Raw genomic sequence first — 24,807 nt, forward strand, 5'->3', positions numbered from 1 at the left:
TCAACACTCCGGTCAACACTCCAGTCAACACCCGGCAACGCATCGGGTATTCGGTTCAGACCACGATTACGACAACTACAACGACGGAAGCCCGGTTTCGGGAGGTCGGCAGCGAAGCACTTGCCGGGCCGGAGCCGAGCCGAGCCGAGCTTTGCCGGGCCGGGCCGGGCCGGAGAGCCGACCTCCAGGTCGGCTCGGCGCTCGCGATGTCCGTGCATCCCGCTCTGCCGCGGTGTTGACCTTGAGGTCAACACTCCAGTCAACACTCCAGTCAACACTCCAGTCAACACTCCAGTCAACACCCGCCAACACCGCGGACGTTCGATTACGACCACGATCACGATAACCACGACCGGCGAGAGCGAGGTGGGGTCCGCCGCCGGAAGCCCAGCCCGCGCGCTGCTACCAGGCCGGTGCCGGGGGCGGCGGCGGTGGCGGCGGCAACAGCCCGCCGTTGGCGACCCAGACGGTGCCTACGGCCAGCGCCAGGGCCAGCAGCAGTGCCCAGAGCTTGCCGCCTTTGGCCGATTTGATGTTCAAGTCATCCGCTTCCTTCCAGCCCACCAGCATGGGCTTGACTAGGTTCTTGCCCCGCAGCGCGTAGACGGCGATGGCCGCGAGGTGCAGCGCGACCAGGCCCAGGATGATCCACAACCCCTGCCGGTGCAGGCCGGACAGCCAGGTGCTGGTGTCGCTGCTCACCAGGCTCGCGAGAGGCGCCTTGAAGGCGATGTCGTCGTTGCTGAAGAGCCCGCTCACAGCCTGCCAGGTGAGCACGCCCAGCAGCGCAAATACCGACAGCGCGCCGAGCGGGTTGTGCCCCTCACCGCGCCAGCGCCCGCGCAGATAGGCCAGCACCCGGCCCGGCGTCGGCGCGAACTGCGCGAAGCGGGCATAGGTGGAGCCGAGAAAACCCCAGATGATCCGAAACACCAGGAGCCCCAGCACCAGGAGGCCCAGGCGCGCGTGCCAGTCGATCCAGCTCCCGCCGACCCAGCCGGTCCAGAGCGCGGCGGCGACGGCGAGGAACAACAGCCAGTGAAACAAACGGGTCGGCAGATCCCAGACCTTGATGCGCATCGTCCACAAACTCCAAACGATTGCGGCGCGGCCGGTGCCGGCGCCTGGGGGCGCATTGTGCGGGGTGGACGGGGAATCCGGAAGGGCGGGACCGCGCCGGCTGCTGTCGAGCTTGGGCGAAGGTCGGGGAGCAGCAAGGGCCTATGGCCGAGCAGGGCGTCCTTGGCCCTCGGCCCTCGGCCCTCAAGGCAGCCGTCAAGCAAGCTACGGCCCATCCGGCCGGACCTGCCGCGCGACAGCAGCCGGCCCGACCGCTATCATCCGCGACCCAAGCGGCCGTGCGGTCGCGCTTGCCTTTTCCAGGCCGGTCCTCGCGGCCGGCACTCAGCCCATCCGAACAGGAGCAATCCCTTGGAACAGACCTTTGTCATGGTGAAGCCCGACGGCGTCCAGCGCGGCCTCGTCGGCGAGATCGTCGCGCGCCTGGAGCGCCGCGGCCTCAAGCTCGTCGGTGCCAAGCTCATGCGCGTGCCGCAGGAGCTGGCCGGCGAGCACTACGCCGAGCTCAAGGACAAGCCCTTCTATCCCGGCCTGGTGGACTACATCACCAGCTCGCCGGTGCTGGCCATGGCCTGGGAGGGCAAGAACGCCGTCGCCGCCGTGCGCCAGACCCTCGGCGCCACGCGTCCGTCCGAGGCCGCGCCCGGCACCATCCGCCACGACTTCGGCCTGGATGTGGGCCGCAACCTGACCCACGGCTCGGACTCGCCCGAGAACGGCGCCCGCGAGGTCGCGCTCTGGTTCAAGCCGGAGGAGCTGGTGTCCTGGGAGCGCGCGACGGACGCCTGGATCTTCGAGTAAGCCGCAACGGCCTCGCCCGGTGTCGTTGGCGTTGTCGTCCGCGAGCTTCGCGCGACAGGCACAGCGACAACCCGGGCGACCTGGGGCCCGCTCCGACGGCGGGCCGCCATCACCGCACCCACAGCGTCTGCTCGTTCACAAATTCGCGGATGCCGAGCCTTGAGAGCTCCCGCCCGTAGCCCGAGTCGCCGATGCCGCCGAAGGGCAGCCGCGGGTCGCTTTTCACCAATCCGTTGACGAAGGCCGCGCCACAGGCCATGCGCCGCGCGAAGGCCTCGCCGCGGGCGCTGTCCCGGGTCCACACGCTGCCGCCCAAGCCAAAGCGGCTGTCGTTGGCGATGCGCAGCGCGTCGGCCTCATCCACGGCCCGCAGCACCGCGGCCACCGGCCCGAACAGCTCGTCCGCATAGGCCGGCATGCCGGGGCCGACGTGGTCGATGAGCGTCGGCGCGTAGAAGAAGCCGGGGCCGTCCTGCGGCGCGCCGCCCATGACCGGCACGGCGCCGGCGTTCACGCTCGCCTGCACCTGCGCGTGCAGCGTGTCCCGCAGGTCCGCTCGGGCCATGGGGGCCAGCGTGGTCGAGCGGTCCATCGGGTCGCCGGTGCGCAACGCCTCGATGCCGGCGCGCAGCCGTTGCACGAAATCCGCCGCCACGGACTCGACGACAATGAAGCGCTTCGCCGCGATGCAGCTCTGGCCCGCGTTCATGAAGCGAGACTTCACCGCGACCTCGGCGGCCAGGTCCAGGTCCGCGTCGTCGAGCACGACGAAGGCATCGGCGCCGCCGAGCTCCAGCACCGTCTTCTTGAGCGCGCCGCCCGCGGCTGCCGCGACCTTGCGGCCCGCCGCATCGCTGCCCGTCAGGCTCACGGCGCGCACCGCCGGATGCGCGATGACGTCCTCGACGCGGTCGGCGCCGATCAAGAGCGTCGCGAACACCCCGTCCGGCGCGCCGGCGTCGCCCAACAGTGCATCGATGGCGAGCGCGCAGCCCGGCACGTTGGACGCGTGCTTCAACAGCACCGGGTTGCCGGCGGCGAGCGCCGGTGCCGCGCAGCGGAAGAGCTGCCAGAACGGGAAGTTCCAGGGCATCACGGCCAGCACCGTGCCGAGCGGGCGGCAGGCGACGAGGCTCTTGCTCGCGTCGGTGGGGATCGGCTCGTCGGCGAGGTAGACCGCCGCATGCTCGGCGTAGTGCTCGCAGACCCAGGCGCATTTTTCTGCCTCGGCCTCGGCCTCGCCGATGAGCTTGCCCATCTCGCGGGTCATGCCTGCGGCCAGCTCGGCCTTGCGCTCGCGCAGCAGCGCGGCGACGCGGGTCAGCAGCGCGCAGCGCTCGGCCAGCGGCGTGCCGGCCCAGCGGGGCGCGGCGTCGGCGGCGGCGTCGAGACGCTCGGCAAGGGCCGCGTCGTCCAGCGCCGGATAGCGCGCGATCGGCTTGCCGTCGGCGGGGTTGATGCTCTGCAAAGTCTTGGCGGCATCTGACATGAGTAACCTCCTCGTTCGTCGGCGGCTGCCGGGCGCACCGCGGGTGTGGTCCGTCAGAAATGCAGCGGCGCCGCCTCGCCATCAAGCCAGCGCCGCCAATCCCGGTGCAGCCCGTCGAGGCCGCCGGGGTAGTCCCGATCCAGGTAGGCCAGGTGGTCGAAGGGCCGGCAGCGGTGCGCCGCAAGCGCATTCAACAGCCCGGAGACCCGCTGCTGCCGGGCCGGCTCCTGCAACAGAAAGTGCACCAACGACCAGGCGTAGGGATAGGCGAGGTCGTTGCCCCAGCGCTCCCAGTCCGCGCGCTCGCTCTTGAGGAAGGTGCGCAGCGCCGGCAGCCGGCCGGCGCGCGCGAGCCGGCGCAGCTCGGCGACTTGATGCGCCGGTGCGTCGGCGATGGCGAAGCTCTGCTGGAAGCGCATGCGCTCCACCACCTCCGCCAGCCCCTCGTTCAGCCACAGCGGCGTGCGCCCGAGCCAGTTGCCGAGCGCGAGGTGCGCGATCTCGTGTCTTGCCACGGCGCGGGTCCGGTGCTCGCCCATCCAGCGCACCACGGCGAGGTTGTCGCGATGGGTGTAGAAGCCGCTGTTGGTGCTGAGCCCGGTGCCGCGCGCGTGCTGCGCGAAGCGGGCGGTGCCCGCGACGATGCGCAGGCGCAGGTGCACGGGCTCGACGCCGCGCAGGTCGAGGTCATCGGCCAGAAAGTGGAACACGCCGTCGAGGTCGATCTCCAACTGGTGCTGGAAGCCGAGCGGCGGTGTCAGGCCGTCGAAGTCGTACTCGGCCGAGAAGCGCCCGACGCCGGCCTCATCCGACACCTGCACCTGCTCGGCGGCAACGCCGGTGGGCGCACGGTCCGCAAACACCACGCGGCCGTCGGCGTCGACATAGCGATGCACCGCGCTCGCCCGCGCGCGGCTCGGGTTGCGGGCGATGCCCACCGCGCAGGGGTCCGCGCCATGCCCGATGCCGCGGCCGAGGCTCGGCGGTGTCGGCGTTGGCGGTGCCCGCGGCGCCGTCGCGAAGCTGGCCTGAGCCGGCGGCGCCGGCGCCGGCGGCAGGTCCGGGGCAGGGTAGGGCGCGGGCCGCCGCGGTGCCAGCAGCTCCAGCTCACGGCCCGCGATAATGAGGCTGAAGCCGGCGCGCTCCGCCTCTTCTACCGATTCCGCAATGCCGAACTGCACCAAGAGCCGCCGGCGCTGCTCGTCCGTGGACAGGGCCCAGACCAGCGCGCAGATGGCGAGCACCAGGGTGGTGATGCGAACGAAGGCGGCCATGGTCGGAGGCTCCGTGACGGTGGCGTCTGCCGCGCATCATCCGCGACCACATGCCCGGCGGCAACGGCTTGGGCTGGTTATGCAGCGCATCGGCCCGCATCGCGCGCGTGTCGCTTGCGCCCGGTCACGATTCTTTCGCACCGGCCTGCTAGGCTTATTGTTACAGCAATATGACAACCGCTGGGGCCAAAGGCCGGGGAGGCAGCATGTACTCGAGATACGTCAAGGGCCACACCTATCTGTATCAGGTGGACTACGGCGAAGAGGCGGCCGTGGCGCGCATCATCGTGCGCAGCGATGCCGCCGGCGGGGAGGGGCTGTATCTGGTCAAGCAGGACGGCTCGCTGGAGCCCGCCGATGACCGCTCGGGCTTCGGCACCAATCCGCTGCGCAAGGACGGCCTCTGGCCGACGCCGCCCATTGAAGCCGTGCGCGACGGCCGCGTCATCGCGAGCCAAAAGGCCCACACCTTCGCCGCTTGAGCCCGACCGGGCAGCCGATCGGCTCGCGCCCCGCGCGGCGCGACGGCGGTGGCGCTGATGCCCGGCCCGCGCCGACACCTCGCACGACGCTCGCCGAACGGCTCGGCCCCGAACAGCACGACGCGCTCGCCCGGCCCGGCCATGGGCACTTCCCCTGTGCGTTGATAAGTGCAACTATTGGTGCACACGCCGATCGCGTTCTTGGGGCCAGTGCCAGGGAGTGTGATGAAGTTCGTCCACGCCGCCGACATCCATCTCGACAGCCCGCTCTCGGGCCTAACGGCCTATCCGGATGCCCCGGTCGAGCTGCTGCGCACTGCGACCCGTCGGGCCTTCACCCGTCTCGTGGACGAGGCCATCGGCGAGGCGGTCTCCTTCATGGTGATTGCGGGCGACCTCTACGACGGCTCTTGGAAGGACTACAACACAGGGCACTACTTCTGCCGGCAGATGGGTCGGCTTGGCGCCGCGGGCATCCCCGTGTATCTCCTCTACGGCAACCACGACGCCCAGAGCGAGATGACCAAGCAACTCCTGCTGCCGCCCAACGTGCACAGCTTCGACACCCGCCGGCCGACCACCTTCCACATAGACGACCTGCGTGTCGCCCTGCACGGGCAGAGCTTCCGGGACGCGGCGACTACGGACAATCTGGCCGCGGGCTATCCGCTGCCGGTGCCGGGGGCCTTCAATATCGGCGTGCTGCACACGGCGCTGGAGGGCAACACCGCGCACGCGACCTACGCCCCCTGCACGGTGGCGGAGCTGACCGCCCGGGGCTACGACTACTGGGCCCTCGGCCACGTGCACGAGCACGCGTTGGTGCGGGAGGACCCTTGGGTGGTCTTTCCCGGCAACCTCCAGGGCCGTCACGTGCGCGAGTGCGGCCCCCGCGGTGCCTGCCTGGTCACCGCCGACGGCGACCGGGTGCAGCGCGTGGAGCGCCTGCCGGTGGAGGTGCTGCGCTGGCAGGTGCTGGAGGTGGACGCGAGCGGTGCGCGCAACCTGGACGATGTCGTGCGCAAGGTCGGCCGGCGCTTCGATGGGCTGCTCGACGGGGCAGGGGACCGTCACCTCGCGGTGCGGGTGCGCATCACCGGCCACACTTCCGCGCACGGGGAGCTCTTTGGGCGGGAGCCCCATTTGCGCGCGGAGGTGCTGGGCCAGGCGGCGGCGATCGGCCAGGACCGCTTGTGGGTGGAAAAGGTCCGGATAGAGACGGCCCCGCCGCGGGATGGCGAGGCTCTGCGCGCCCGCTCCGACGCCGTCACCCAGCTCGCCGACCTTCTAGCCGACGCACCGGACGACGCGAATCTGCTTGAGGCCCTGGCCGACGAGCTTCGCCCTTTAGTCGATCGCGCGCCCCCAGAGCTGCTTCAGGCCGTGCCCGAGCTGGTCGCGATTCGCTCGGGCGAGCTTTCGGACCTGGTGCGCGAGGTGGCCCCGGGGCTCGTCGCGCACCTGGCAGGCAAGGGCTGAGGTCCGACATGCGCATCGCCCGGCTGGATCTCGCCCGCTACGGGCGCTTTACCGACCTGGTCCTGGAGCTCCCCCGGCGGGAGCAGGACTTCCACCTCCTGGTCGGCCCCAACGAGGCCGGCAAGTCCACGCTGCGCAGTGCCATCCTCGATCTCCTGTTCGGCATCGAGACGCGCTCCCCGTACAGCTTCCGCCACGCCTACTCGGACATGCGCCTCGGCGCGCTGATCGAGCACGCGGACGAGAAACTGGACTTCCGGCGCATCAAGGCCCGCAACCGCACCCTGCGCGCCCCGGACGACGCGGTGCTCCCGGACACCGCGCTCGCCCCCTTCCTCGGCGGCATCGAGCGCGGCTTTTTCGAGCAGATGTTTGGCCTCGACCACGAGCGCCTGGTGACGGGGGGCCAGGACATCCTGCGCGCCGCCAACGACGTGGGCCAGATACTGTTCCAGTCCGCCGCGGGCATCGCGAGCTTCGGCGCGGTGCGCGAGGCCCTGGAGAAGGAGGCCGACTCGCTCTGGGCCAAGCGCAAGGCCGGGGACCGCGAGTATTACATCGCCGACGCCGAGCTCGGCCGTGCCCAGGACAAGCTGAAGCTGGCGACGATGCGCACACGCGATTGGGTCGCCGCCCGGGACGAGGTCGAGCGGCTGAAGCGGGAGGCGGAGGGCGTTCGTGCCCGTTACGACGACTTGGCGCAGCGCCGCGCCCGCCTGGAGCGCGCGCGCCGCACCGCCCCGATGCTCCAAGCCCTGCGGGAACGGGAGGCGGAGCTCGACGCGCTCGGCCGGGTGCGGCTCCTGCCCGCGGATGCCGCCGAGCGGCTCGCGGAGGCCGAGAAGCACAAGGCCGTCGCCGCCAGCGCGCTGCAACTGCACGAGACTCAGCTGGAGGAGAAGGCCAAGGCGCAGGCGGGCATCCGTCCGGACTGGCCGCTGCTCGCTCGTGCCGACGACATCGAAGCCCTTGCTGCCCAGCGCGAGCAGGTGCGCAAGCATCCGGCGGACCGGGACAAGCGCCGGGAGGAGGCCAGGGCGCATTGGAAGACGCTGGAGGTGTTGGTCCGCGACCTGGGCTGGCCGCCCCTCGGCGAGGAAGCCCTCGCGGCGCGCATGCCGCCGCAGGTGGTTCGCGCCGATGCCGCCCTGCTCATCGGCCGCCACAAGACCCTGAGCCTGGCCCTGGACAGCGCCCGCGAGACGCGGACGCTCAAGCAGCAGGAGATCAAGGAGGTCGACAAGGAATTGGCCCGGCTGCCGTCTTCGGGTCTGCCGCCGTCGCTGCCCGGTGCGCTGCAAGAGGCGCGCGCATTGGGCGACGTTGCGGCGCAGGAGCGCAACCTGGCCGCCCGGGCGGCGCAAGCCGAGCGTGCCTTCGACAACGCCCGTGCCGAGCTCGGCACCTGGCAGGCGGACGCGGCGCGCTTGCGCGGGCTGCATCCGCCCGGCAGCGAGGAGCTGCACGCGCTGAAGGAAGCCCGCAACAGGCTTCAGTTGGAGGCCGAGCGGCTCGAGCGCGACATTCAGGGACATGAGGCCAGGATCAGCGACCTGGACCTCGCGATCTCCCACTACCAGGCGGCCCATCAGCCCGTGTCCCTGGACGAGCTGCATGGCGCCCGGGAGCGGCGCGACGCGCTGTGGCGCGAGATCCGCGCCGGCAGCGAGCCCTTGGCGGCCGCCGCAGTTCCTTATGAAGGGCTCGTCGCCGAGGCCGACCTGCTCGCGGATCGTCGCCACGACAAGGCCCGCGAGGCGGCGACCTTGCAGTCCAAGCTGGACGAGCGCGAGCGCTTTCAGCTTCAGCTCGACCGCGACCGCAACAGCGCCGCGGCGATCCAAGCGCGTCAGGACAAGGCCGCCGCGGACTGGACGGCGCGCACGGAGGCCCTCGGCCTGCCCGGCATGTCCCTGGACCGGCTCGGGCCCTGGTGCGACGCCCGCCTGGCGCTGCTGTCCGCGGACGCCGCGCTCACCGAGGCGCGGGACCAACTGGAGGGACTGCGCCGGCGGTCCGCCGACGCCCGCGAAGCCCTTGCCGCCGCCCTGGCCGCCCTGACGCCGCCCCCGGGGCCGGAGGATTCACTCGCGTCGCTGGTGCAGCGGGCCGCGGATTGGGCCGACAGTGTCGGCCAGGCAGAGGCCCGGCGCACCACGCTGCTGCAGCAGCGCTCGGCCGCGGAGGCGGCCCTTGAATCCCTCGACGCTCGCCTGACCAAGGTCACGGCGGACCTCGCCGCCTGGGACGCGGACTGGGCTCGCTCCCTGGACGCTTTGAACCTGCCCGCCGGCACCGGCACCGCGGCGGCGGAGCAGGCGCTGTCGATCCTTGCCAACATGGACGCTCACCTCGGCAGCGTGCGCGAGCTGCGCGACGCCCGCATCCGGCCCATGGAGCGGGACCTTGAACGCTTCGCGGACACGGCCCGACGCCTGGCGGCAGACCTCGACCCTGAGCTGGCCGAGCGCCCGCCCGAGGACATCGTCCGGATCCTCGCGGCGCGTTTGGCGCAGGCGCGGCAAGACGCCCGCGATCATGCGCGCCTCACCGCGGAGATCGAAACCGCCCGCCGGCAGGCGGAGTCCGAGGCCGGCAGCATCGCGGCGGCCCAAGCCGCGCTCGCACCCTTGCTCGACGCGGCGGGCGTCGCCGACAACGACGCCCTGCGCGAGGCGATCCTGGCGTCCGACCAGGCACGCGCCCTCGACAAGGCCATGGACGATCTGAAGCGACGCCTGAGCGAAGGCGCCGACGGGCTGCCGCGGGAGCGGCTGGAGGCGGAGCTGGCGGACTTGGACATCGGCACCCTGCCCGCCGACCTCGCGGTACTGAATCAGGACCTCGAAGCGCTGGTCGAGCAGCAGCGCGAGAACGCCGCGAATCTGCGCAGCGCCGAAACCGCCCGCGAGCGTATCGCCGGCCAGGACGACGCCGCCCGCGCCGAGGCCGAGCGCCAGGAGGCACTCGCGCGCATGGCCAACGCCGTGGAGCGCTATCTGCGCACCTACACGGCCGCCCGCCTGCTGCGCTGGGCCATCGAGCGCTACCGCGAGCAGCGCCAGGGGCCCATGCTCGGTCGCGCCGGGGAGATCTTCGCCGAGCTGACCTTAAACTCTTTCGAGCGCCTGGTGGTGGACTACGACAAGGACCCCCCGGCCCTACACGGCCAGCGCCCGGACGGGGAGCGGGTGAGCATCGAGGGCCTGAGCGACGGCACCCGGGACCAGTTGTATCTTGCGTTGCGGCTCGCCGCCCTGGAACTGCACCTGGACCAGTCCCCGCCAATGCCCTTCATCGCGGATGACCTCTTCATTAACTGGGACGGAGCCCGCGCCAGCGCCGGGCTCGCCGCCCTGGCGCGACTGTCGACCCACACCCAGGTCATCTTCCTCACACATCATGACTATCTCATCACGCCGGTGGGGCGCCTGTTCGAGGGCCGCGAAAACGTCATCCGGCTCGCCTGATGCTCTGGAGCGGCCCCTCGTTACACGACACTGCTTGACGGCGCCAAGTACGGGCTAATGAGTCAAGTTTTACAAAGACACCCGGGAAAGCGGCCAAGGGCCGAGGGCTAGAGGGTCACTCCTTGGCCCTTGGCCCTTGGCCCTCGGTTCACCGGCTGTATATGAAACGTGACCCGCCGATGTGGCGCTGTGCTGTCGGCGCCGGCTCATCCCTGACGGATCACGCCGGCGACGATGCCGAGGATCTGCAGCTCGTCGTGCCGGAGATAGATCGGGTCCATGTCGGGGTTGGCGGGCTGTAGTCGGATGCCGTCGGGCTCGATGAAGAAGCGCTTCAGGGTGACGCGCTCGCCGTTGATCATCGCGACCACGGACTCGCCGTTCTCGGCGGTCTCCCGCTGCTCGACGATGATGATGTCGCCGTCCTGGATCTGATCGTCGATCATGGAATGGCCGCGCACGCGCAGGGCGTAGCTGTTCTTGATGACGCGCCGGTGCAGGAGGTCGCGGGGCACCCGTACGGTGTCGCGATCTTCCGGGGTCTCGATGGGCTGCCCGGCGGTGACATAGCCGAGCAACGGCAGTTCAATACCGGTGTCCAGGGCGAGGTCCAGGGGTTCCAGGGCCGGGCTCCAGGTCGGGTGGCTGTGCTTGGGACAGAGGTAGGCGACGGTGTGCATGGCAAGGGTCTCGGCCTGTGGGGTGGGTTGGCGCGGAACGTGGAGTGTACGTTTGCTTTCCCTGGATTGCTGGACGGCGCCGAACGTTTGCAGATGAGTCAAGTTTCACGACGACAAGGCGCTTGCAGGCAAAAGGGCCGAGGGCCAAGGGAGCCCGCCTCGGCCCTTGGCCCTTGGCCCAATGCGCCGACCGAGCGGACTGCGCAAGACGAGGCGCCGTGCCCTGGTCCGTCTGAGGCTTTGCCTGGCTAGTATAGACCTAGTATCGACGTAGAGAACAAACGGAAAACATTATGACGGCCTTGACGCGGCGACAACAGGACATCCTCGACCGTCTGCGCATGCGCGCGGATGCCGCAGAGCCGCCGCCGACCCTCGATGAGCTCTGCGGGCTGCTCGGACTGCGCTCGCGGGGCTCGCTGCACAAGCACATCCGGGCCTTGGTGGCGGCCGGTCTGGTGGAGCCGCTGCGTGGTCAGCATCGCGGCGTGCGCTTGGTGCCGCGGCCGGGGCCGGACGCGGAGCCGATGCGTGAGGATCTGCTGCCGCTGCTGGGGAGGATCGCCGCCGGCAGTCCCATCGAGGCCATTGCCGCGCTCGACCGGATTGAGGTGCCGGCGCACCTGCGTACCGGCCGGCCCTGCTACGTGCTGCAGGTCGTGGGCGATTCGCTATGCGAGGCCGGCATCCTGGACGGCGACTATGTGGTCATCGAGCACCGCGAGCAGGCCCGCAACGGCGAGATCGTGGTGGCGCTGATCAACGGCGAGGAGGTGACGCTAAAGCGCATTCGCCAGGCGCCCGGCCGCGTGCTGCTGTGCCCCGAGAACAGCGACATGCAGCCGCAGGCGTACCACCCGGACGAGGTGCAGATCCAGGGCGTCGTGGTGGGGCAGATGCGGGCGTATCGATGAGGGGAGGGCGGCCGGCGGCGGGGGCTTGAACGCGGTCCGGCCGCTACGAGTCGCGGACGCGCCGGCCCGAAGGCGCCGATGGCGCCTCCGGCCGGCACGCGGGAGGGCGGTGGGCCGAGGCTTACTCGCCTTCCTTTTCCTTGACCTTCACGACGTCTTCGTTCAGGTCGACCATTGCGTTGTTGCGCAGCTCGGCAAGCTTCTCGGCGACCTTCTGCCGCTTCACGGCCGCGTCCAGCGTGGGCTTTGCGTCCTCGAACGACGGCGGTTCCGCGTCGCGGGTCTCTTCGAGCAGGATCACGTGCCAGCCGAACTGGGTCTGCACAGGCTGCTTGGTCCATTCGCCCGGCTTGAGGTCCGCCAAGGCGTCGGCGAAGGGCTTCACCATCTGGCGTGCGTCGAACCAGCCGAGGTCGCCGCCCTTTTCGGCGGTGGGGCCGAGGGAATTCTCCTTGGCCAGGTCCTCGAAGTTCTTGGCCTTCTTCTTGTTGACCTGCTTGATGAGGTCCTCGGCCTTTTTCTGCTCGTCCACGAGGATGTGGCGGGCCTTGAACTCGGTGCGCTGGGCCTGTTCCTTGAACTGCTCGTAGGCCTGCTTCAGCTCGTCGTCGCTGACCGCGGTCTCGGCCGTGATCGCCTGCACCGTGGCGGTGGACAGGACCATGAGCCGCTGCAGCTCCATGGCCGCCTGCACGTCGCTGCGCTCCGCGAGGTTGCGCTTTTGCGCATCCTGGGCGGCGACGACGAGGCCCATGAACTCGTTGAAGGCGCGTTCCTGCAGCTCCGGCGTGTTCTCGCCGCCGGCCTGCTGCAGGCGCTGGGCGTAGAAGACGCGGAACAGGTCGAGCTTGTAGGGCTCGCCGTTGACGGTGGCGATCAGGGTGTTGGGGTCGGCGGCGGCATCCTGCGCCAGCGCGGGCAGCGCGGCGCTGCCGAGGACGGCGGCGAGGGCGACGCCGAGCAGGCGTCGTGGGGTGTTGGTCGAAGGCATTTGATGGTCCTCAGGGTTGGTGATGAACGGGGCTTGGAAACCTGTTGGGCGGCGCGCCCGAGCGGCGGGGCCGAAGCTGGCGGCGCGCCGGTGGTGCGCCGCGTTGCGTGCTTGCCAACGGGCGAGACGACGCGGCAGGCTCAGCGTGGAAACACCTGAATGAACGGCTTGATCTCCACATTTCGATACACGCCTGCCGCGACGTAGGGGTCGGCGTCGGCCCAAGCGCGGGCGGCGGCGAGATCCTCGAACTCCGCCACGACCAACGAGCCGGTAAAGCCGGCCTCGCCGGGGTCGGCCGCGTCGACGCCGGGGTGGGGGCCGGCGAGCACGAGCCGCCCCTCGGCCTGCAGGGCCTCGAGGCGCGCAAGGTGGGCGGGGCGCGCACCCCGGCGCGCGGCGAGGCTGTCGGCATGATCGGTGGCGATGATGGCGTAGAGCACGCTATTGACTCCCGGCGTCGGCCTGTCCGGCGGCTGCGGCCGGTGCTGCGCCCTGCTGCGGTTGTGCTGGATTGGTGTCGTAGTCGCGGATATGGCGGGCCAGGTACAGCCCCTGCGCGAGCACGAAGACCATGGTCATGCCCATCATACCGAACAGCTTGAAGTCGACCCAGGTGGACTCGCTGTGGTGCGCGCGCTCACACAGGGCGAGCACGTTGCCGGAGAAGAGGCTCGCGCAGTGGCTAAGGTCCATGGCGCTCGTGCCGGTCGCGGCGATCAGGGCCTGCTTCGCCTCGTAGAAGCCGCTGCCGACGTAGACCACATACAGGTTCACGAGCCCGGACAGGAAGAAAAACGCCACCCAGCTTAGGTTGAGCCGGCGCCAGATCGGGTCCGGCGCGTCCACTGCCTGGCCCATCATGCGCTGCGCCAAGGGCTTCTCGCCGATGAATTGGGTGCCCAAGAACACGAGCGCGAACAGCCAGTTGACGATGGTCGGCTTCCACATGACGAAGGTCGGGTCCTTGAACGCGAGCGTCATGCCGCCGAACAGCACCAGGAGCCCGAGTGTCACCAGGTGCACGCGCTCGGTGCGCCCGTGGCGCAGCCGCATCCAGGCCACCTGCAGCGCTGCCGCGATGATGGCGACCAGGGTCGCGGCATAGATGCCGAAGAGCTTGTAGGCGATGAAGAACAGGATGACCGGAAACAGATCGAACAACAGCTTCATGGTGCTTGGGTTCCCTATGGCGAAGCGCGGGGGTTTGGCCGTCGCCGCCGCGCGCTCGGCGGGCGGGCGGGAGCGGAATCAGGATCAGGATCAGTGCAGCCGCTCGCCGGCGCCGCGGACGTCGTGATAAAGGCGCATGACCTCGCGGACGGCGGGGGGGTACTGCTGTGCGTCCATTCGCCGCATACCCTCGCGGAAGAAGGCCGGCGCATCCGCCGGCAGCTCCTCCAGCAGGGCGTCGAAGGCCGGGACCATCAGCTCGGGCTCCAGCGTGCGCGTGGCGATGATGGCGCGGTTGATCAACAGCCCCCGCCAGAGCTGAAACCGCGCGCTGTCCGGCGCCGCGCCGCTGAGGCGGGCCTCAAGACCGCGCACGATGTCGTCGGTCATCTGGTGCAGCACCCGGATGCGGGCGGGCTCGCCCTCGCGGCTCGCGAGATCGGCCGCGGCATCCACCACGGGTTGCAGGTGCGAGATCTCGCCATCGCCGCGCACGACACAGCAGGCGAGGGCGAGAATCATGCAGCGCAGGTCGCGCGCATGCTCGGCGTGGCCGGCCTCGAAGGCGGCCTCGGCGAGGCGGGCGAGCAGGTCCACGGCGTGGTCGCCGAGCCGGTCGAGGTCCGCGCCCGAGGCCCCGCGCAACGCCGACGCCGGCGCCTGGAGGCATTGCGCCAGGGCATCGAGTGCGTCGTTGAGCGCCTGCGCCAGGGCGGCGAGCGCCGTGTCGTCGGCGCCGGGGTCGGTGAGCGCGCTCGGGGGCGGCACGTGCTCGGACAGCGCATCGAGGATGCGCTGGATCTCGTCCCGAATGGCGACAGGTTCGCAGGGTGGCAGCATGGCGCGGGAGCATAGCAGCCGCACCGGCCCGCGTGCAGCAGGCGCGTGCGGCAGGCGCGTGCGGTAATGAAGCTGCGGGATGTCCGTCGGACGCCGGCCCGGCGGGGCGTGGATCGATTACACTACGCCGATGCTCAAGATTCCCGACCTCCATACCCATTCCACCGCCTCCGACGGCACGCTCACCCCGACGGCGCTCCTAGAGCGCGCCGCCGCCGCCGGCGTCGAGACCCTGGCACTGACGGACCACGACACCGTCGCCGGCATCGCCGAGGCGCGCACCGCCGCGGCGCGCGTCGGCGTGCGTCTGATTGCCGGCGTCGAGGTGTCCGTCACCTGGGGTGGTCGCACCGTGCACATCGTCGGGCTCGGCGTGGACACCGACTGCCGTGCGCTGCTCGCCGGCCTCGCCAGCCTGGAGGAATACCGCCTCTGGCGGGCCGAGGAGATCGGCCGGCGGTTGGCGCAGGCGGGCTACGACGGCGCCCTGGAGGGGGCTCGCGGCCATGCCGCCGGCACGCTCATCGGGCGCACGCACTTTGCGCGCTTTCTGGTCGAGCGGGGCGCGGCGGCGGACATTCGCGACGTGTTCAAGCGCTTCCTCGTGTCCGGCAAGCCCGGCCATGTGCCCGGCGAGTGGACGACGCTGGAGGAGGCCGTCGGTTGGATCCGCGCCGCCGGCGGGCTCGCTGTCATCGCGCATCCGGCCCGCTATGATTTCACGCGCACCAAGATGCGCCGGCTGCTGGGTGAGTTTCGCGACTGCGGCGGGCGGGGGCTGGAGGTCGTCTCGGGCAGCCACAGTCGGGACGATTACTTCGTCTTTGCCCGGCACGCGACGGAGCAGGGCCTGTATGCCTCCGCGGGCTCGGACTACCACGGCCCGGAAAAGCCCTGGATCGAGCTCGGCCGCCTGCCGGCGCTGCCGGACGGCTGCACCCCCATCTGGACCGCGCACGGCTTCGGCGGCGCCGCCCGGCTGGCCGCCGCCTAGCGCACCGCAGGGACTGCTCCCTATCCCTACCACCAGCAAGTGCCTGCGTTGCGGGCAACGCGGGGCGACCGCTCTGCGGTGCCCCGCCTGCCGCAGCCAGCCGCGCCGCCGACCATGGCCGAGCACATCGAGATTCATCCCAAGAACCCGCAGCCGCGGCTCATCAGCCGGGCCGCCGCCGTGCTGCGCGACGGCGGCGTTGTCGTCTACCCGACGGACTCCTGCTATGCGCTCGGCTGCCGGCTCGGCGAGAAGGCGGCGCTCGATCGCATCCGCATGATCCGGCGCGTGGACGATAAGCACAACTTCACGCTGGTGTGCCGTGACCTGTCCGAGATCGCTACCTATGCTCGGATCGACAACGCCGCCTATCGGCTGCTCAAGTCACTGACGCCGGGGCCGTACACCTTTATCACCGAGGCCACGAAACAGGTGCCGAGACGCCTGCTGCACCCGAAACGGCGCGCTATCGGCATCCGAGTCCCTGATACACCTATCGTGCGCGACTTGCTTGCGGAGCTGGATCAGCCCATTCTCAGCACGACGCTGATCCTGCCGGGGGACGAGCAACCGCTGGACGATATGTACGACATCCGCTCCCTCATGGATCACTGCGTGGACCTCATTATCGACGGCGGCCACTGCGGCACCGAGCCGACGACCGTGGTCGACATGACGGCCGACCCGCCCGCCGTGTTGCGGCACGGGCGCGGCGATACCTCCGTGTTCGGGGCCTGATGCGCGCCCCTGCGAATCTGCATGAACGACGTACTCCAAGCCCTCCTGCTGCTGGCGCTCATTGCACCGCCGGTGCTGCTCGCCATCACGGTGCACGAGGCGGCCCACGGCTGGGTCGCGCACCGCCGCGGCGACCCGACGGCGTATCTGATGGGGCGGGTCACCTTCAATCCGCTCAAGCACATCGACCCGGTCGGCACGGTGCTGGTGCCGGCCGGCATCTTTCTGTTGTCCAAGACGCTGGTGGGCGTGCCGTTTCTGTTCGGCTGGGCCAAGCCGGTGCCGGTGGATTGGCGGCGGCTGCGCGACCCGCGCTGGGACATGGCGCGGGTGGCCGTGGCGGGGCCGCTCGTGAACCTGCTCATGGCCTTCGCCTGGGGGCTCGCGATCAAGCTCATGGCGCTCATCGTCATCGTCGTGCCGGTGCCGACGGTGCTGCTCCAACTCTATGTCGAGATGTGCGTGGTCGGCATCCTGATCAACTTGGTGCTGATGGCGCTCAATCTGTTTCCGTTGCTGCCGCTGGACGGGGGCCGTATCCTGCATGCGCTGCTGCCGCCGCCGTTGGCGTGGCGCTATGCGCGCATGGAGCCGTACGGGATCCTGATCCTGCTCGTGCTGCTGTTCGCGCCCAACGGCCAGCCGCCGGGGCTGCTCGGCACCGTGCTGCGCCCGGTGGTGAGCGGCGCCCTGACCGCGATGCCCGCCTCCGCATTGGTGCGCGATCGCTTTCCCATTTGACGCCCGGCAGGCCGGGCCGCTGTAAAAGGCCCGGCGTCGGCGTCTTGCAGGGGCCGAGGCGCCCCGCCGACAGCAAGGCCATCACGCGTGATCCCCGTAACCGCCGCGAACCCCCGTGTCCTGTCCGGGATGCGCCCCACCGGGCGACTGCATCTCGGTCACTATCATGGTGTCCTCAAGAACTGGGTGGAGCTCCAGCACGAGCTGGAGTGCTTCTTCTTCGTCGCCGACTGGCACGCGCTCACCACCGACTACGACGATCCCACCGGCATCCCGCAGGCCAGCTTCGACATGGTCGTGGACTGGCTCGCCGCCGGCGTCAGCGCCGGCTCATCGACCATCTTCATCCAGTCGCGGGTGCCGGAGCACGCCGAGCTGCATCTGCTGCTGTCCATGATCACCCCGCTCGGCTGGTTGGAGCGGGTGCCGACCTACAAAGACCAGCAGGAGAAGCTCAAGGGGCGGGACCTCGCCACCTACGGCTTCCTGGGCTATCCGCTGCTGCAGAGCGCGGACATCCTGATCTACAAGGCCGGCCAGGTGCCGGTGGGCGAGGACCAGGTCGCGCACGTCGAGATGACGCGTGAGATCGCCCGGCGCTTCAACCACATCTACGGGCGCGAGCCGGACTTCGAGGAGAAGGCCGAGCAGGCGAAGCGCAAGATGGGCAAGAAGAACGCGAAGCTGTTCGACCAGCTTCGCCGCAGCTATCAGGAGCAGGGCGACCAGGAGGCGCTCGGCCGCGCCCATGCGCTGCTGGAGAACCAGTCCAACATCACCGTCGGCGACCGCGAGCGGCTGCTGGGCTACCTGGAAGGCGGCGGGCGCGTGATCCTGCCCGAGCCGCAGCCGCTGCTCACCCGGGCGGCGAAAATGCCGGGGCTCGACGGGCAGAAGATGTCCAAGTCCTACGGCAACACCATTGCGCTGCGCGACGACCCGGACCTGGTGGCGCAGAAGCTCCGTACCATGCCCACCGACCCGGCGCGGGTGCGCCGCACCGACCCGGGCAACCCGGACATCTGCCCGGTCTGGCAGTTCCACCTGGTCTATTCGCCGGACGACGTGCGCGATTGGGTGCAGCAGGGCTGCCGCTCCGCCGGCATCGGCTGCATCGAATGCAAGCAGCCGGTCATCGACGCGGTGCTGGCGGAGCTCAAGCCCATGCAGGCGCGCGCCGCGCAGTTGGAGGCGGAGCCTGACATGGTGCGGAGCTTCATCAACGAGGGCTGCGAGCGTGCCCGCGATGTGGCCCGCGAGACCATGGACGAGGTCCGCCGCGCCATGTCGCTGTTACAGGGCTGAGGGCGCGGCAGTGGCGGAGCCGACGGCAGATACCGAGGGCACGGCGGCGGCGGCGGACGGCGCCGATGTGCTCGTGCTCGCACCGACGGCGCCCGAGGCCGAGACCCGCTACGCCTTGGTCCGCGGCGCGCCGCTGTTGAAGCTGCCCGAGGACCTGTACATACCGCCGGATGCGCTGGAGGTGTTTCTCGACGCCTTCGAGGGGCCGCTGGATCTGCTCCTGTACCTGATCCGCAAGCAGAACCTCGACATCCTGGACATCCCCATCGCGCAGATCACCACCCAGTACATGGAGTACGTGGAGCTGATGAAGGAGATCAAGCTGGAGCTTGCGGCGGAGTATCTGGTCATGGCCGCGATGCTCTGCGAGATCAAATCCCGCATGCTGCTGCCGCGCCCGGAGACGGCGGAGGATGAGCATGCCGACCCGCGCGCCGAGCTGGTGCGCCGACTCATGGAGTACGAGCGCTTCAAGCAGGCCGCCCAAGACCTGGACGGCCTGCCGCGGGAGGGGCGCGACACCTTTCCCGTGTATGCGGAGCTCTCGCCCGAGCACATCCGCCGCACGCCGCCGACGGTGGATCTCGCGGAGGTGCTCTCGGCCCTGCGCGATGTGCTGCGCCGGGCGGACCTGTTCAGCAGCCATCGCGTCGAGCGCGAATCCCTGTCCCTGCGCGAGCGCATGTCCCGGGTGCTGGTGGTGCTCCAGCACGGCGGCTTCGTCGCCTTCGAGGCCCTGTTCGACGTCACCGAGGGCCGCGCCGGCGTCGTCGTCAGCTTCCTCGCCGTGCTCGAGCTGGTGAAATCCTCCGTGCTGGAGCTGGTGCAGGCGGAGGCCTACGCCCCGATCCACGTGCGCCTGCGCGGGGGCGAGGCATGAGCGGCGGCGACTGGGAGCAGTCCGGACTTGAGGACGACGACGGCGACATCGCGCGGCTGAACGCGCTGACGCTCGCCGCGCCGGACGTGAAGCTCGTCGTCGAAGGGGCGCTGATGGCGGCCGGTGCGCCGCTGACGCTGGACCAGATCCTGGCCCTCTACCCGGAGGAGCGCCGCCCGGCCCGCGACGAGATCAAGACCGCCGTCGCCGAGCTGATGGACGACTACGCCGGCCGCGGCATCGAGCTGGTGGAGGTCGCGGGCGGCTGGCGCATCCAGGTGCGCCGCCTGGTGGCGCCCTGGGTCGCGCGGCTCTGGGACGAGAAGCCGCAGCGCTATTCCCGCGCGCTGCTGGAGACCCTCGCGCTCATCGCCTATCGTCAGCCCATCACCCGCGGCGAGATCGAGGACATCCGCGGCGTCGCCGTCAGCACCCAGATCGTCAAGACCCTGACCGAGCGCGAGTGGGTCCGCGTCGTCGGCCACCGCGACGTGCCGGGCCGCCCGGCGCTGTTCGCGACCACGCGCCGCTTTCTCGACTATTTCGGCCTGCGCTCGCTGAACGACCTGCCGCCGCTCGCCGAGCTGCGCGACCCGGCCTTCTTCGGCGAGCAGTTGGACGCCGCGTTCGACGCCGCCGTGGCGTCCGCCGCCGCCGAGGCCGGCGTCACCGCGGCGCTGCCGGACGCAGCAGCGGCGCCGGCGTCCGGCAGCGCCGCCGCAGCACCTCAAGATGCAAGCCGATGAACAACGATAGACCCGGCCGCCGGCCGCCACGGCCCGGCACCACCCGCACGGCGAACAAAGGCGCGGGGCCGCCGGAGCGCCCCGCGCCACGCTCGGGCAATCAGCGGCCCGCGCCCGCGGAGCCCGTGCGCCTGCAGAAGGTGCTCGCCGAGGCCGGCCTCGGCAGCCGGCGCACGCTGGAGGTCTGGATCAGCGACGGGCGCGTGCGCGTCAACGGCCACGTCGCCAAGCTCGGCGACCGCGTGCTGCCCAGCGACCGCATCAGCGTAGACGGAGAGCCGTTGAAGCGCCGCTCCCCGCGCCGGGCGGAGATTCGCGTGCTCGCCTACCACAAGCCCGAGGGCGAGGTCGTCACCCGCCGCGATCCGGACGGTCGCCCCACCATCTTCCGCAGCCTGCCCGGCATCCGCGACGGGCGCTGGATCACCGTCGGCCGGCTCGACCTCAACACCGCCGGGCTCCTGCTCGTCACCAACCACGGCGAGCTCGCGAACCGCCTCATGCACCCCGCCCGCCAGGTGGAGCGCGAGTACGCCGTGCGCATCCATGGCGACGTGCCCGACCATGCCCTGGAGCGCCTGGTGCAGGGCGTGGAGCTGGACGACGGCCCGGCGCGCTTCGAGGAGATCGTCGAATCCGGCGGCAGCGGCCAAAACCGCTGGTACCACGTGCTGCTGCTGGAGGGCCGCAACCGCGAGGTGCGCCGGCTCTGGGAGGCCGTCGGCTGCACGGTGAGCCGCCTCAAGCGCGTGCGCTACGGCAACGTCATCCTCGGTGCCCGCCCCCTGCCCGGACAATGGCGCGAGCTGACGCCGGAAGAGCTAGACGGGCTGCTCGCCATCGCCGGCCTGCCGCCGCTGCCGGGCCGAAAGCGCGCCCCCGGCGGCCGCAACCTTTGGGGCCGCCCGCAGGGCAGACCCGGCCGGGGCTCGGCCCGGGACGACGATTAGCCTCGGCGCAATCGCCGGCACAAACCGCTCCCCGCGCAGTTCCACTGCCGCCGGCGCCGATCCGCCCCGATCTGCGCTTGCTCCAACTGATCTGGGTAGATGGACCAGTGGCCGGCGCTCTGTTCAGCGCGGGTTGACATGCTCTCGTATAGGGGAGTCCGTCTCGCCGTGGGCCTTGATCATCGTTCTGGCCGCCATGACCCGAGGTCCTGCTCGTGACACCGCTCCTGCGTGTCACGCCTTCTTCGGCGCTCTGCGCCCCGCGGGGTGTGACGGGGCGACGAGGTCGGCACCGGCCTTGGAACAGCGAGCGCGGCGGGTGGGCGCGGAGCGCCGGGAGGCGGTGACACCGCGGGAGCGGTGTCACCAGAGAAAGGTCGTCGCGGACGTGAGGTTCTTCCGCTGACTTATTCATGGTCTGTCCCGGAATACCCCCGAGGACCCGCATCCTCTGCGATTGCGCCGCCGCGGTGCCGGCATGATTGCGCCTGCGCGATATGCCGGCACCGGTGTCTTGCCGGCTCCAGGCCGGCGTCGCTCACCAACCAGAAACCGCCGGGTCCGCCGCCGGACCGGGCGATCTCCCCGCCAGGCCAGTTGACGTCCGGCACCGGCGCGCGGTGGATGATGAGGGCGTCCATGCCCGGGCGGGTGGTTGCCGGAGAGCATCCCCGCAGCGCGCGATGTGACGCGCCGCAGCCATGCGGCGCACCGCACGAGCTGCCGTCAGCGTGGCAAGCCGGCCCGCATCCCGGCGGCTTCGGTGCGCCCTTCGAAGGCGTCGCTGGAGCCGAGCAACTGATCCAGCACGACGCGCGCCTCGTCATGCCGCCCGCCGGCCGTCAGCGCGCGGGCGTAGCCCATCTGCACGGCGGGGTCCTGCGGCAAGGCCTCGGCGGCTTTGCGAAGCAGGTCGATAGCGCCCGGGAGGTCGCCCTCATCCTGGCGAACGCGGCCCATGACGTACTGGATCTTCGGGTTGTCCGGGGCCACGGCGTAGGCGTCGCGCGCGTAGCGCTTCGCCTCCGCCACCCGGCCCGTTTGCACGAGGCTCCAGGCCGTGCCGGCTTCCAGCACCGGTGAGCGCTGTGCGCCGTTCTGCAGCGCCGCGGACAGCGTGGCCGCGGCGCTTTCCATATCGCCGCCGAACAGTTGCAGGGTGCCCAGTTGGAACCGCGCGAAGTTGTCGTTCGGATGTTGCCGCGACCACTCGGACAGCGTTTCGAGCGCCGCCGGGCGCTCTCCTGCATCCCATTGGAGCCGTGCGAGCGTTGCGGCGGAGTCGGCGCTGCCCGCTGCCGCGTGCGCTGCTGCGAGCATCTCGATCGCCTCCTGCTGCTTGCCAAGCCGCGACGCCAGCAAAGCGCGCAGCTCCACCACGCGGGGGTCGAGAGGGTCTGACTCGATGAGGCTCAGAATGTCCTTTATCTCCGCTTGCGCCGTCTCGGCGGTCGCGCCCGGCCGGACCAGGGCCAGCCGGTTGCGCGTTGCGCGCAGGTCCAAGCGCTCCGGCGCTAGGACCAGGGCGGCTTCGATGGCGCTGGCTGCATTGGCGTAGTCGTTGTTCCGCTCATAGGCCTTGGCCAGCGCCGCCTGTGCGTCGGGCGCGTCCGGACGGAGCTCCACGAGGCGGCGAAAGGTCTCGATGGCGGCGGCGGGTCGGTCGGCCATGAGCTCCGCCTGCCCGCGCAGCGCGATGGTCTCAGGCGCCTCCATCGCCGCCAGCGGGTCGAGGTAGGCGAGCGCCTTCATCGGCTGAGCGAGCTGAAGGTGAATCCTGGCCAGCGCCGCCTTCACCGGCCCGTTTTGCGGGTTGCTCCTGAGCTCGTCTTCCAGCAGGTGAACGGCCTTGTACGGATTGCCGCTCGCCGCCTCCAGCGCGGCCAGGTTGGCGAGCCGCACGGCATCGTTGGGGTAGCGCTCGCGCAGCGACTCGATGATGCGGCGTGCGCCGTCTACGTCCTGCTTGCGCAAGCGCACCTCGGCGAGTCCGGTGAGGGCGTTCGGATCATCGGGGCGGGCTTCCAGCACCTCTTGCAAGGCTTGCTCGGCGGCGTCCAGCTCGCCATTGCCGAGATAGCCGAGCCCCGCGATCAGCGCCGCATCGGGCGTACGCGGGCTGCCGCCGGCCTGCGCCTGCTCGATCCGGGCGACGGCCTTGCCCGCGTCCCCCGCGGCGATGTGGGCCTGAGCCAGGAGCCAGGGAATCTCGCCCAACTGCGGCGCCTCCTGCGCCAGCCGTTCCAGCTCCGTGATGGCCTGGGCGCGGTCCGCGGTGAACAGCTCCGCGGCCGCGAGCTGTGCCCGCAGTGCGGCACTGTCCGGGCGCAGGTCGACGGCCTGACGCAGGTAGCCGACGCCCTCGCCGATCCGCTCGGACCGCATGGCAGCCTGGCCGAGCAGCGCGAGCAGGGCCGGGTCTGCTGCGGCCTGCTCCATGACGGGGGTCAGCGCGGCGTAGGCCGCAGCCGCATCGCCCATGCGCAACAGGCTGCGGGCGAGATAAGCACGCCCGGCCAGATCCTCCGGCATCGCGTTGACATATTTGGTGAGGTGCGAAACCGCCTCCTCGTCGGCGCCGAGCCGATGGCTCGCCGCGCCGGCGACGAGCAGCGCCGGCGCACTGCCGGTGGCCGCGGCGACCTTGCGGGCGAGCGTCTGCGCTGCTGCCAGATCGCCATCGCGGTAGGCGACGATGCTCTGAATCTGCAGCGCCTGGGCGTCGTCGGGCAGCACCTGCAGCACTTGCCGGAGGTTCTCTTTGCCGGCCTCCGAGCTGCCCTCCGCGAGCTGGGCTCCCGCCAAGTACAGCCGCCGCCGCGTCTGCCAGGGCTCAAGGTCCACCGATGCCTGCAGCGCCGCCACGGCAGCGGCGGTGTCCGCCCGTTGCAGATGGACCAGTCCCTGCACCCAGAGCAGCTCGCTCTCATCGGCCGCCACGCCGCCGGCATCGGCGTCGCGCAGGAAGCCCTCGGCGGCATCGAGATCCTGCTCGCTCAGGCTCAGCAGCGCCAGCTTCGCGAGCGCCGGGGCGTACCCGGGTTGCGCCGTCAGCGCCGCGCCCAATGCTGCCCGCGCCGTCTCCGGCTCGCCGTGCCCGAGGTGCGCCTGTGCGCGCAAGGTCTCGGCCGCGGCCTTCGCCGCCGCGGCGGGGGCCTGCGCCGAGTCCAGATTGGCGAGCACGTCATCGAACTGACCGAGCAGCAGCCGTGCGCGCGCCTGTGCCAGTCGGATCTCGAAGCCATCCGTGCCGAGTGCGAGCGCCCTGTCGAGGGCCGAGATGGCCGCCGCGCCCTCCCCGGCGTCGAGATACAGCAGGCCCAGTGCATAGCGCAGGTCCGGATCATTCGGGCGCTCCTGTATCGCCTGCTTCAGCACCACCACCGCGCCGTTCAGGTTGCCCTTGTCGCGATACGACTCGGCCTTGATGATTTCGGGAGTCGCGCCGGTGCCGGGCTCTGCCGCAATTGCCGGGGTGGCGGTCGCGGTCAGCAGCAGCAGGGCGGCGATGCTGCAGGACAAGGCGCTGCGCCGCCGCGCCGACGGCGTTGCCGAGAGCGGGTATGTGTTGAACTCTGCTGTGGCCTTCATGCCGGGACTCCAGGGTCTATAGGGTCTAGTCGATTGGCCGGGCTGTCTGGTGCTTGATGTCGCTGTCGTACTCGCACGGCACCCGCTGACGACAGCGATTACCAAAGCGAGACGCTCTTCGCCGTCGCGACTGTCGGAATGCAAGCGAGTAAGAATCCCTCTAAAACACCGCGCGCTGCGCAATCAAAA

The 24,807-nt window shown here is 70.5% G+C and carries 22 protein-coding genes; 13 read left to right on the forward strand and 9 right to left on the reverse strand.

All coding sequences use genetic code 11. The features are described 5' to 3' along the window. On the forward strand, positions 1-239 hold a 239-nt coding region (locus ML01_RS30150; protein ID WP_216819151.1), incomplete at its 5' end, for a hypothetical protein. A gap of 163 nt (positions 240-402) precedes the next feature. Here ML01_RS30150 and ML01_RS09510 read toward each other — a convergent pair. Further along, a complete protein-coding gene (locus ML01_RS09510) occupies positions 403-1,080 on the reverse strand; it encodes a cytochrome b/b6 domain-containing protein (RefSeq protein ID WP_173865162.1) in 678 nt (225 codons plus the stop codon). A gap of 351 nt (positions 1,081-1,431) precedes the next feature. On the opposite strand from ML01_RS09510, the gene ndk reads away from it, so the two are divergent. Next, positions 1,432-1,881: a nucleoside-diphosphate kinase gene (gene ndk / locus ML01_RS09515; RefSeq protein WP_058555170.1), complete on the forward strand. Its 450-nt coding sequence runs from the start codon at positions 1,432-1,434 to the stop codon at positions 1,879-1,881. Positions 1,882-1,990: 109 nt separating this feature from the next. Here the strand turns inward: ndk and ML01_RS09520 are convergent, their stop codons facing one another. Then, entirely contained in the window at positions 1,991-3,370 is a 1,380-nt protein-coding gene (locus ML01_RS09520) for an NAD-dependent succinate-semialdehyde dehydrogenase (RefSeq protein WP_173865163.1), read from the reverse strand. Between the two features lie 53 nt (positions 3,371-3,423). Next, on the reverse strand, positions 3,424-4,644 hold the full coding sequence (locus ML01_RS09525) for a DUF1570 domain-containing protein (protein ID WP_058555171.1): 1,221 nt from the start codon (positions 4,642-4,644) through the stop codon (positions 3,424-3,426). Between the two features lie 206 nt (positions 4,645-4,850). Here ML01_RS09525 and ML01_RS09530 point away from each other — a divergent pair, with 206 nt between their 5' ends. From ML01_RS09530 to ML01_RS09540, 3 genes are all read left to right on the forward strand, one after another. Further along, positions 4,851-5,126, forward strand: coding sequence for a hypothetical protein (locus tag ML01_RS09530; RefSeq protein ID WP_058555172.1), 276 nt, complete (start codon positions 4,851-4,853; stop codon positions 5,124-5,126). 225 nt (positions 5,127-5,351) lie between these two features. Beyond that, positions 5,352-6,605, forward strand: coding sequence for a DNA repair exonuclease (locus tag ML01_RS09535; RefSeq protein WP_058555173.1), 1,254 nt, complete (start codon positions 5,352-5,354; stop codon positions 6,603-6,605). Positions 6,606-6,613: 8 nt separating this feature from the next. After that, complete coding sequence (locus ML01_RS09540) at positions 6,614-10,075, forward strand: YhaN family protein (protein WP_058555174.1); 3,462 nt, start codon at positions 6,614-6,616, stop codon at positions 10,073-10,075. 206 nt (positions 10,076-10,281) lie between these two features. On the opposite strand, the gene lexA (ML01_RS09545) is transcribed toward ML01_RS09540, so the two are convergent. Further along, the gene (gene lexA, locus ML01_RS09545; protein ID WP_254045196.1) at positions 10,282-10,857 is read right to left on the reverse strand and encodes a transcriptional repressor LexA; all 576 of its coding nucleotides are present in this window, start codon (positions 10,855-10,857) and stop codon (positions 10,282-10,284) included. A 191-nt stretch (positions 10,858-11,048) separates the two neighbouring features. On the opposite strand from lexA (ML01_RS09545), the gene lexA (ML01_RS09550) reads away from it, so the two are divergent. Beyond that, on the forward strand, positions 11,049-11,669 hold the full coding sequence (gene lexA / locus ML01_RS09550; RefSeq protein ID WP_058555176.1) for a transcriptional repressor LexA: 621 nt from the start codon (positions 11,049-11,051) through the stop codon (positions 11,667-11,669). A 121-nt stretch (positions 11,670-11,790) separates the two neighbouring features. Here lexA (ML01_RS09550) and ML01_RS09555 read toward each other — a convergent pair whose 3' ends face one another. From ML01_RS09555 to ML01_RS09570, 4 genes are all read right to left on the reverse strand, one after another. Then, positions 11,791-12,660, reverse strand: a complete 870-nt coding sequence (locus tag ML01_RS09555; RefSeq protein ID WP_058555177.1) for a peptidyl-prolyl cis-trans isomerase — start codon at positions 12,658-12,660, stop codon at positions 11,791-11,793. A gap of 140 nt (positions 12,661-12,800) precedes the next feature. After that, positions 12,801-13,103 carry a YciI family protein gene (locus ML01_RS09560; RefSeq protein WP_058555178.1) on the reverse strand — a complete coding sequence of 101 codons (303 nt, stop codon included), beginning with the start codon at positions 13,101-13,103 and terminating at the stop codon, positions 12,801-12,803. A 1-nt stretch (position 13,104) separates the two neighbouring features. Next, a complete protein-coding gene (locus ML01_RS09565; protein WP_082674111.1) occupies positions 13,105-13,833 on the reverse strand; it encodes a septation protein A in 729 nt (242 codons plus the stop codon). A 90-nt stretch (positions 13,834-13,923) separates the two neighbouring features. Continuing rightward, positions 13,924-14,673: a hypothetical protein gene (locus ML01_RS09570; protein ID WP_058555179.1), complete on the reverse strand. Its 750-nt coding sequence runs from the start codon at positions 14,671-14,673 to the stop codon at positions 13,924-13,926. A gap of 130 nt (positions 14,674-14,803) precedes the next feature. Between ML01_RS09570 and ML01_RS09575 the strand changes: the two genes are divergently transcribed. The 7 genes from ML01_RS09575 (at position 14,804) to rluB (ending at position 21,027) form a co-directional block, all read left to right on the forward strand. Further along, positions 14,804-15,667 (forward strand): PHP domain-containing protein, encoded by an 864-nt coding sequence (locus ML01_RS09575; RefSeq protein ID WP_058555180.1) that lies wholly within the window; start codon positions 14,804-14,806, stop codon positions 15,665-15,667. A 114-nt stretch (positions 15,668-15,781) separates the two neighbouring features. Continuing rightward, on the forward strand, positions 15,782-16,405 hold the full coding sequence (locus ML01_RS09580) for an L-threonylcarbamoyladenylate synthase (RefSeq protein ID WP_058555181.1): 624 nt from the start codon (positions 15,782-15,784) through the stop codon (positions 16,403-16,405). A gap of 21 nt (positions 16,406-16,426) precedes the next feature. Then, entirely contained in the window at positions 16,427-17,146 is a 720-nt protein-coding gene (locus ML01_RS09585) for a site-2 protease family protein (protein ID WP_058555182.1), read from the forward strand. A gap of 87 nt (positions 17,147-17,233) precedes the next feature. After that, positions 17,234-18,451, forward strand: coding sequence for a tryptophan--tRNA ligase (locus tag ML01_RS09590; protein WP_082674112.1), 1,218 nt, complete (start codon positions 17,234-17,236; stop codon positions 18,449-18,451). A gap of 67 nt (positions 18,452-18,518) precedes the next feature. Next, positions 18,519-19,331, forward strand: coding sequence for a ScpA family protein (locus ML01_RS09595; protein WP_058555277.1), 813 nt, complete (start codon positions 18,519-18,521; stop codon positions 19,329-19,331). After that, positions 19,328-20,077 carry an SMC-Scp complex subunit ScpB gene (gene scpB / locus ML01_RS27075; protein ID WP_082674114.1) on the forward strand — a complete coding sequence of 250 codons (750 nt, stop codon included), beginning with the start codon at positions 19,328-19,330 and terminating at the stop codon, positions 20,075-20,077. Before ML01_RS09595 ends, scpB begins: the two co-directional genes overlap by 4 nt. Next, positions 20,074-21,027 (forward strand): 23S rRNA pseudouridine(2605) synthase RluB, encoded by a 954-nt coding sequence (gene rluB / locus ML01_RS09605; protein WP_082674115.1) that lies wholly within the window; start codon positions 20,074-20,076, stop codon positions 21,025-21,027. Before scpB ends, rluB begins: the two co-directional genes overlap by 4 nt. 726 nt (positions 21,028-21,753) lie before the next feature. On the opposite strand, the gene prsT is transcribed toward rluB, so the two are convergent. Further along, positions 21,754-24,618 carry an XrtA/PEP-CTERM system TPR-repeat protein PrsT gene (gene prsT / locus ML01_RS09610; protein WP_058555184.1) on the reverse strand — a complete coding sequence of 955 codons (2,865 nt, stop codon included), beginning with the start codon at positions 24,616-24,618 and terminating at the stop codon, positions 21,754-21,756. Positions 24,619-24,807 lie beyond the last annotated feature (189 nt).

Source organism: Thiohalocapsa sp. ML1 (assembly GCF_001469165.1).
Classification (GTDB): Bacteria; Pseudomonadota; Gammaproteobacteria; order Chromatiales; family Chromatiaceae; genus Thiohalocapsa.

Coding starts and splice junctions, on each gene's coding strand:
- ML01_RS09585 (WP_058555182.1), top strand. CDS start 16,427: ATGAACGACGTACTCCAAGCCCTCCTGCTGCTGGCGCTCATTGCACCG.
- ML01_RS09580 (WP_058555181.1), top strand. CDS start 15,782: ATGGCCGAGCACATCGAGATTCATCCCAAGAACCCGCAGCCGCGGCTC.
- prsT (WP_058555184.1), bottom strand. CDS start 24,618: ATGAAGGCCACAGCAGAGTTCAACACATACCCGCTCTCGGCAACGCCG.
- ML01_RS09510 (WP_173865162.1), bottom strand. CDS start 1,080: ATGCGCATCAAGGTCTGGGATCTGCCGACCCGTTTGTTTCACTGGCTG.
- scpB (WP_082674114.1), top strand. CDS start 19,328: ATGAGCGGCGGCGACTGGGAGCAGTCCGGACTTGAGGACGACGACGGC.
- ML01_RS09570 (WP_058555179.1), bottom strand. CDS start 14,673: ATGCTGCCACCCTGCGAACCTGTCGCCATTCGGGACGAGATCCAGCGC.
- ML01_RS09520 (WP_173865163.1), bottom strand. CDS start 3,370: ATGTCAGATGCCGCCAAGACTTTGCAGAGCATCAACCCCGCCGACGGC.
- lexA (WP_058555176.1), top strand. CDS start 11,049: ATGACGGCCTTGACGCGGCGACAACAGGACATCCTCGACCGTCTGCGC.
- rluB (WP_082674115.1), top strand. CDS start 20,074: ATGAACAACGATAGACCCGGCCGCCGGCCGCCACGGCCCGGCACCACC.
- ML01_RS09575 (WP_058555180.1), top strand. CDS start 14,804: ATGCTCAAGATTCCCGACCTCCATACCCATTCCACCGCCTCCGACGGC.
- ML01_RS09530 (WP_058555172.1), top strand. CDS start 4,851: ATGTACTCGAGATACGTCAAGGGCCACACCTATCTGTATCAGGTGGAC.
- ML01_RS09565 (WP_082674111.1), bottom strand. CDS start 13,833: ATGAAGCTGTTGTTCGATCTGTTTCCGGTCATCCTGTTCTTCATCGCC.
- ML01_RS09535 (WP_058555173.1), top strand. CDS start 5,352: ATGAAGTTCGTCCACGCCGCCGACATCCATCTCGACAGCCCGCTCTCG.
- ML01_RS09555 (WP_058555177.1), bottom strand. CDS start 12,660: ATGCCTTCGACCAACACCCCACGACGCCTGCTCGGCGTCGCCCTCGCC.
- ML01_RS09525 (WP_058555171.1), bottom strand. CDS start 4,644: ATGGCCGCCTTCGTTCGCATCACCACCCTGGTGCTCGCCATCTGCGCG.
- ML01_RS09540 (WP_058555174.1), top strand. CDS start 6,614: ATGCGCATCGCCCGGCTGGATCTCGCCCGCTACGGGCGCTTTACCGAC.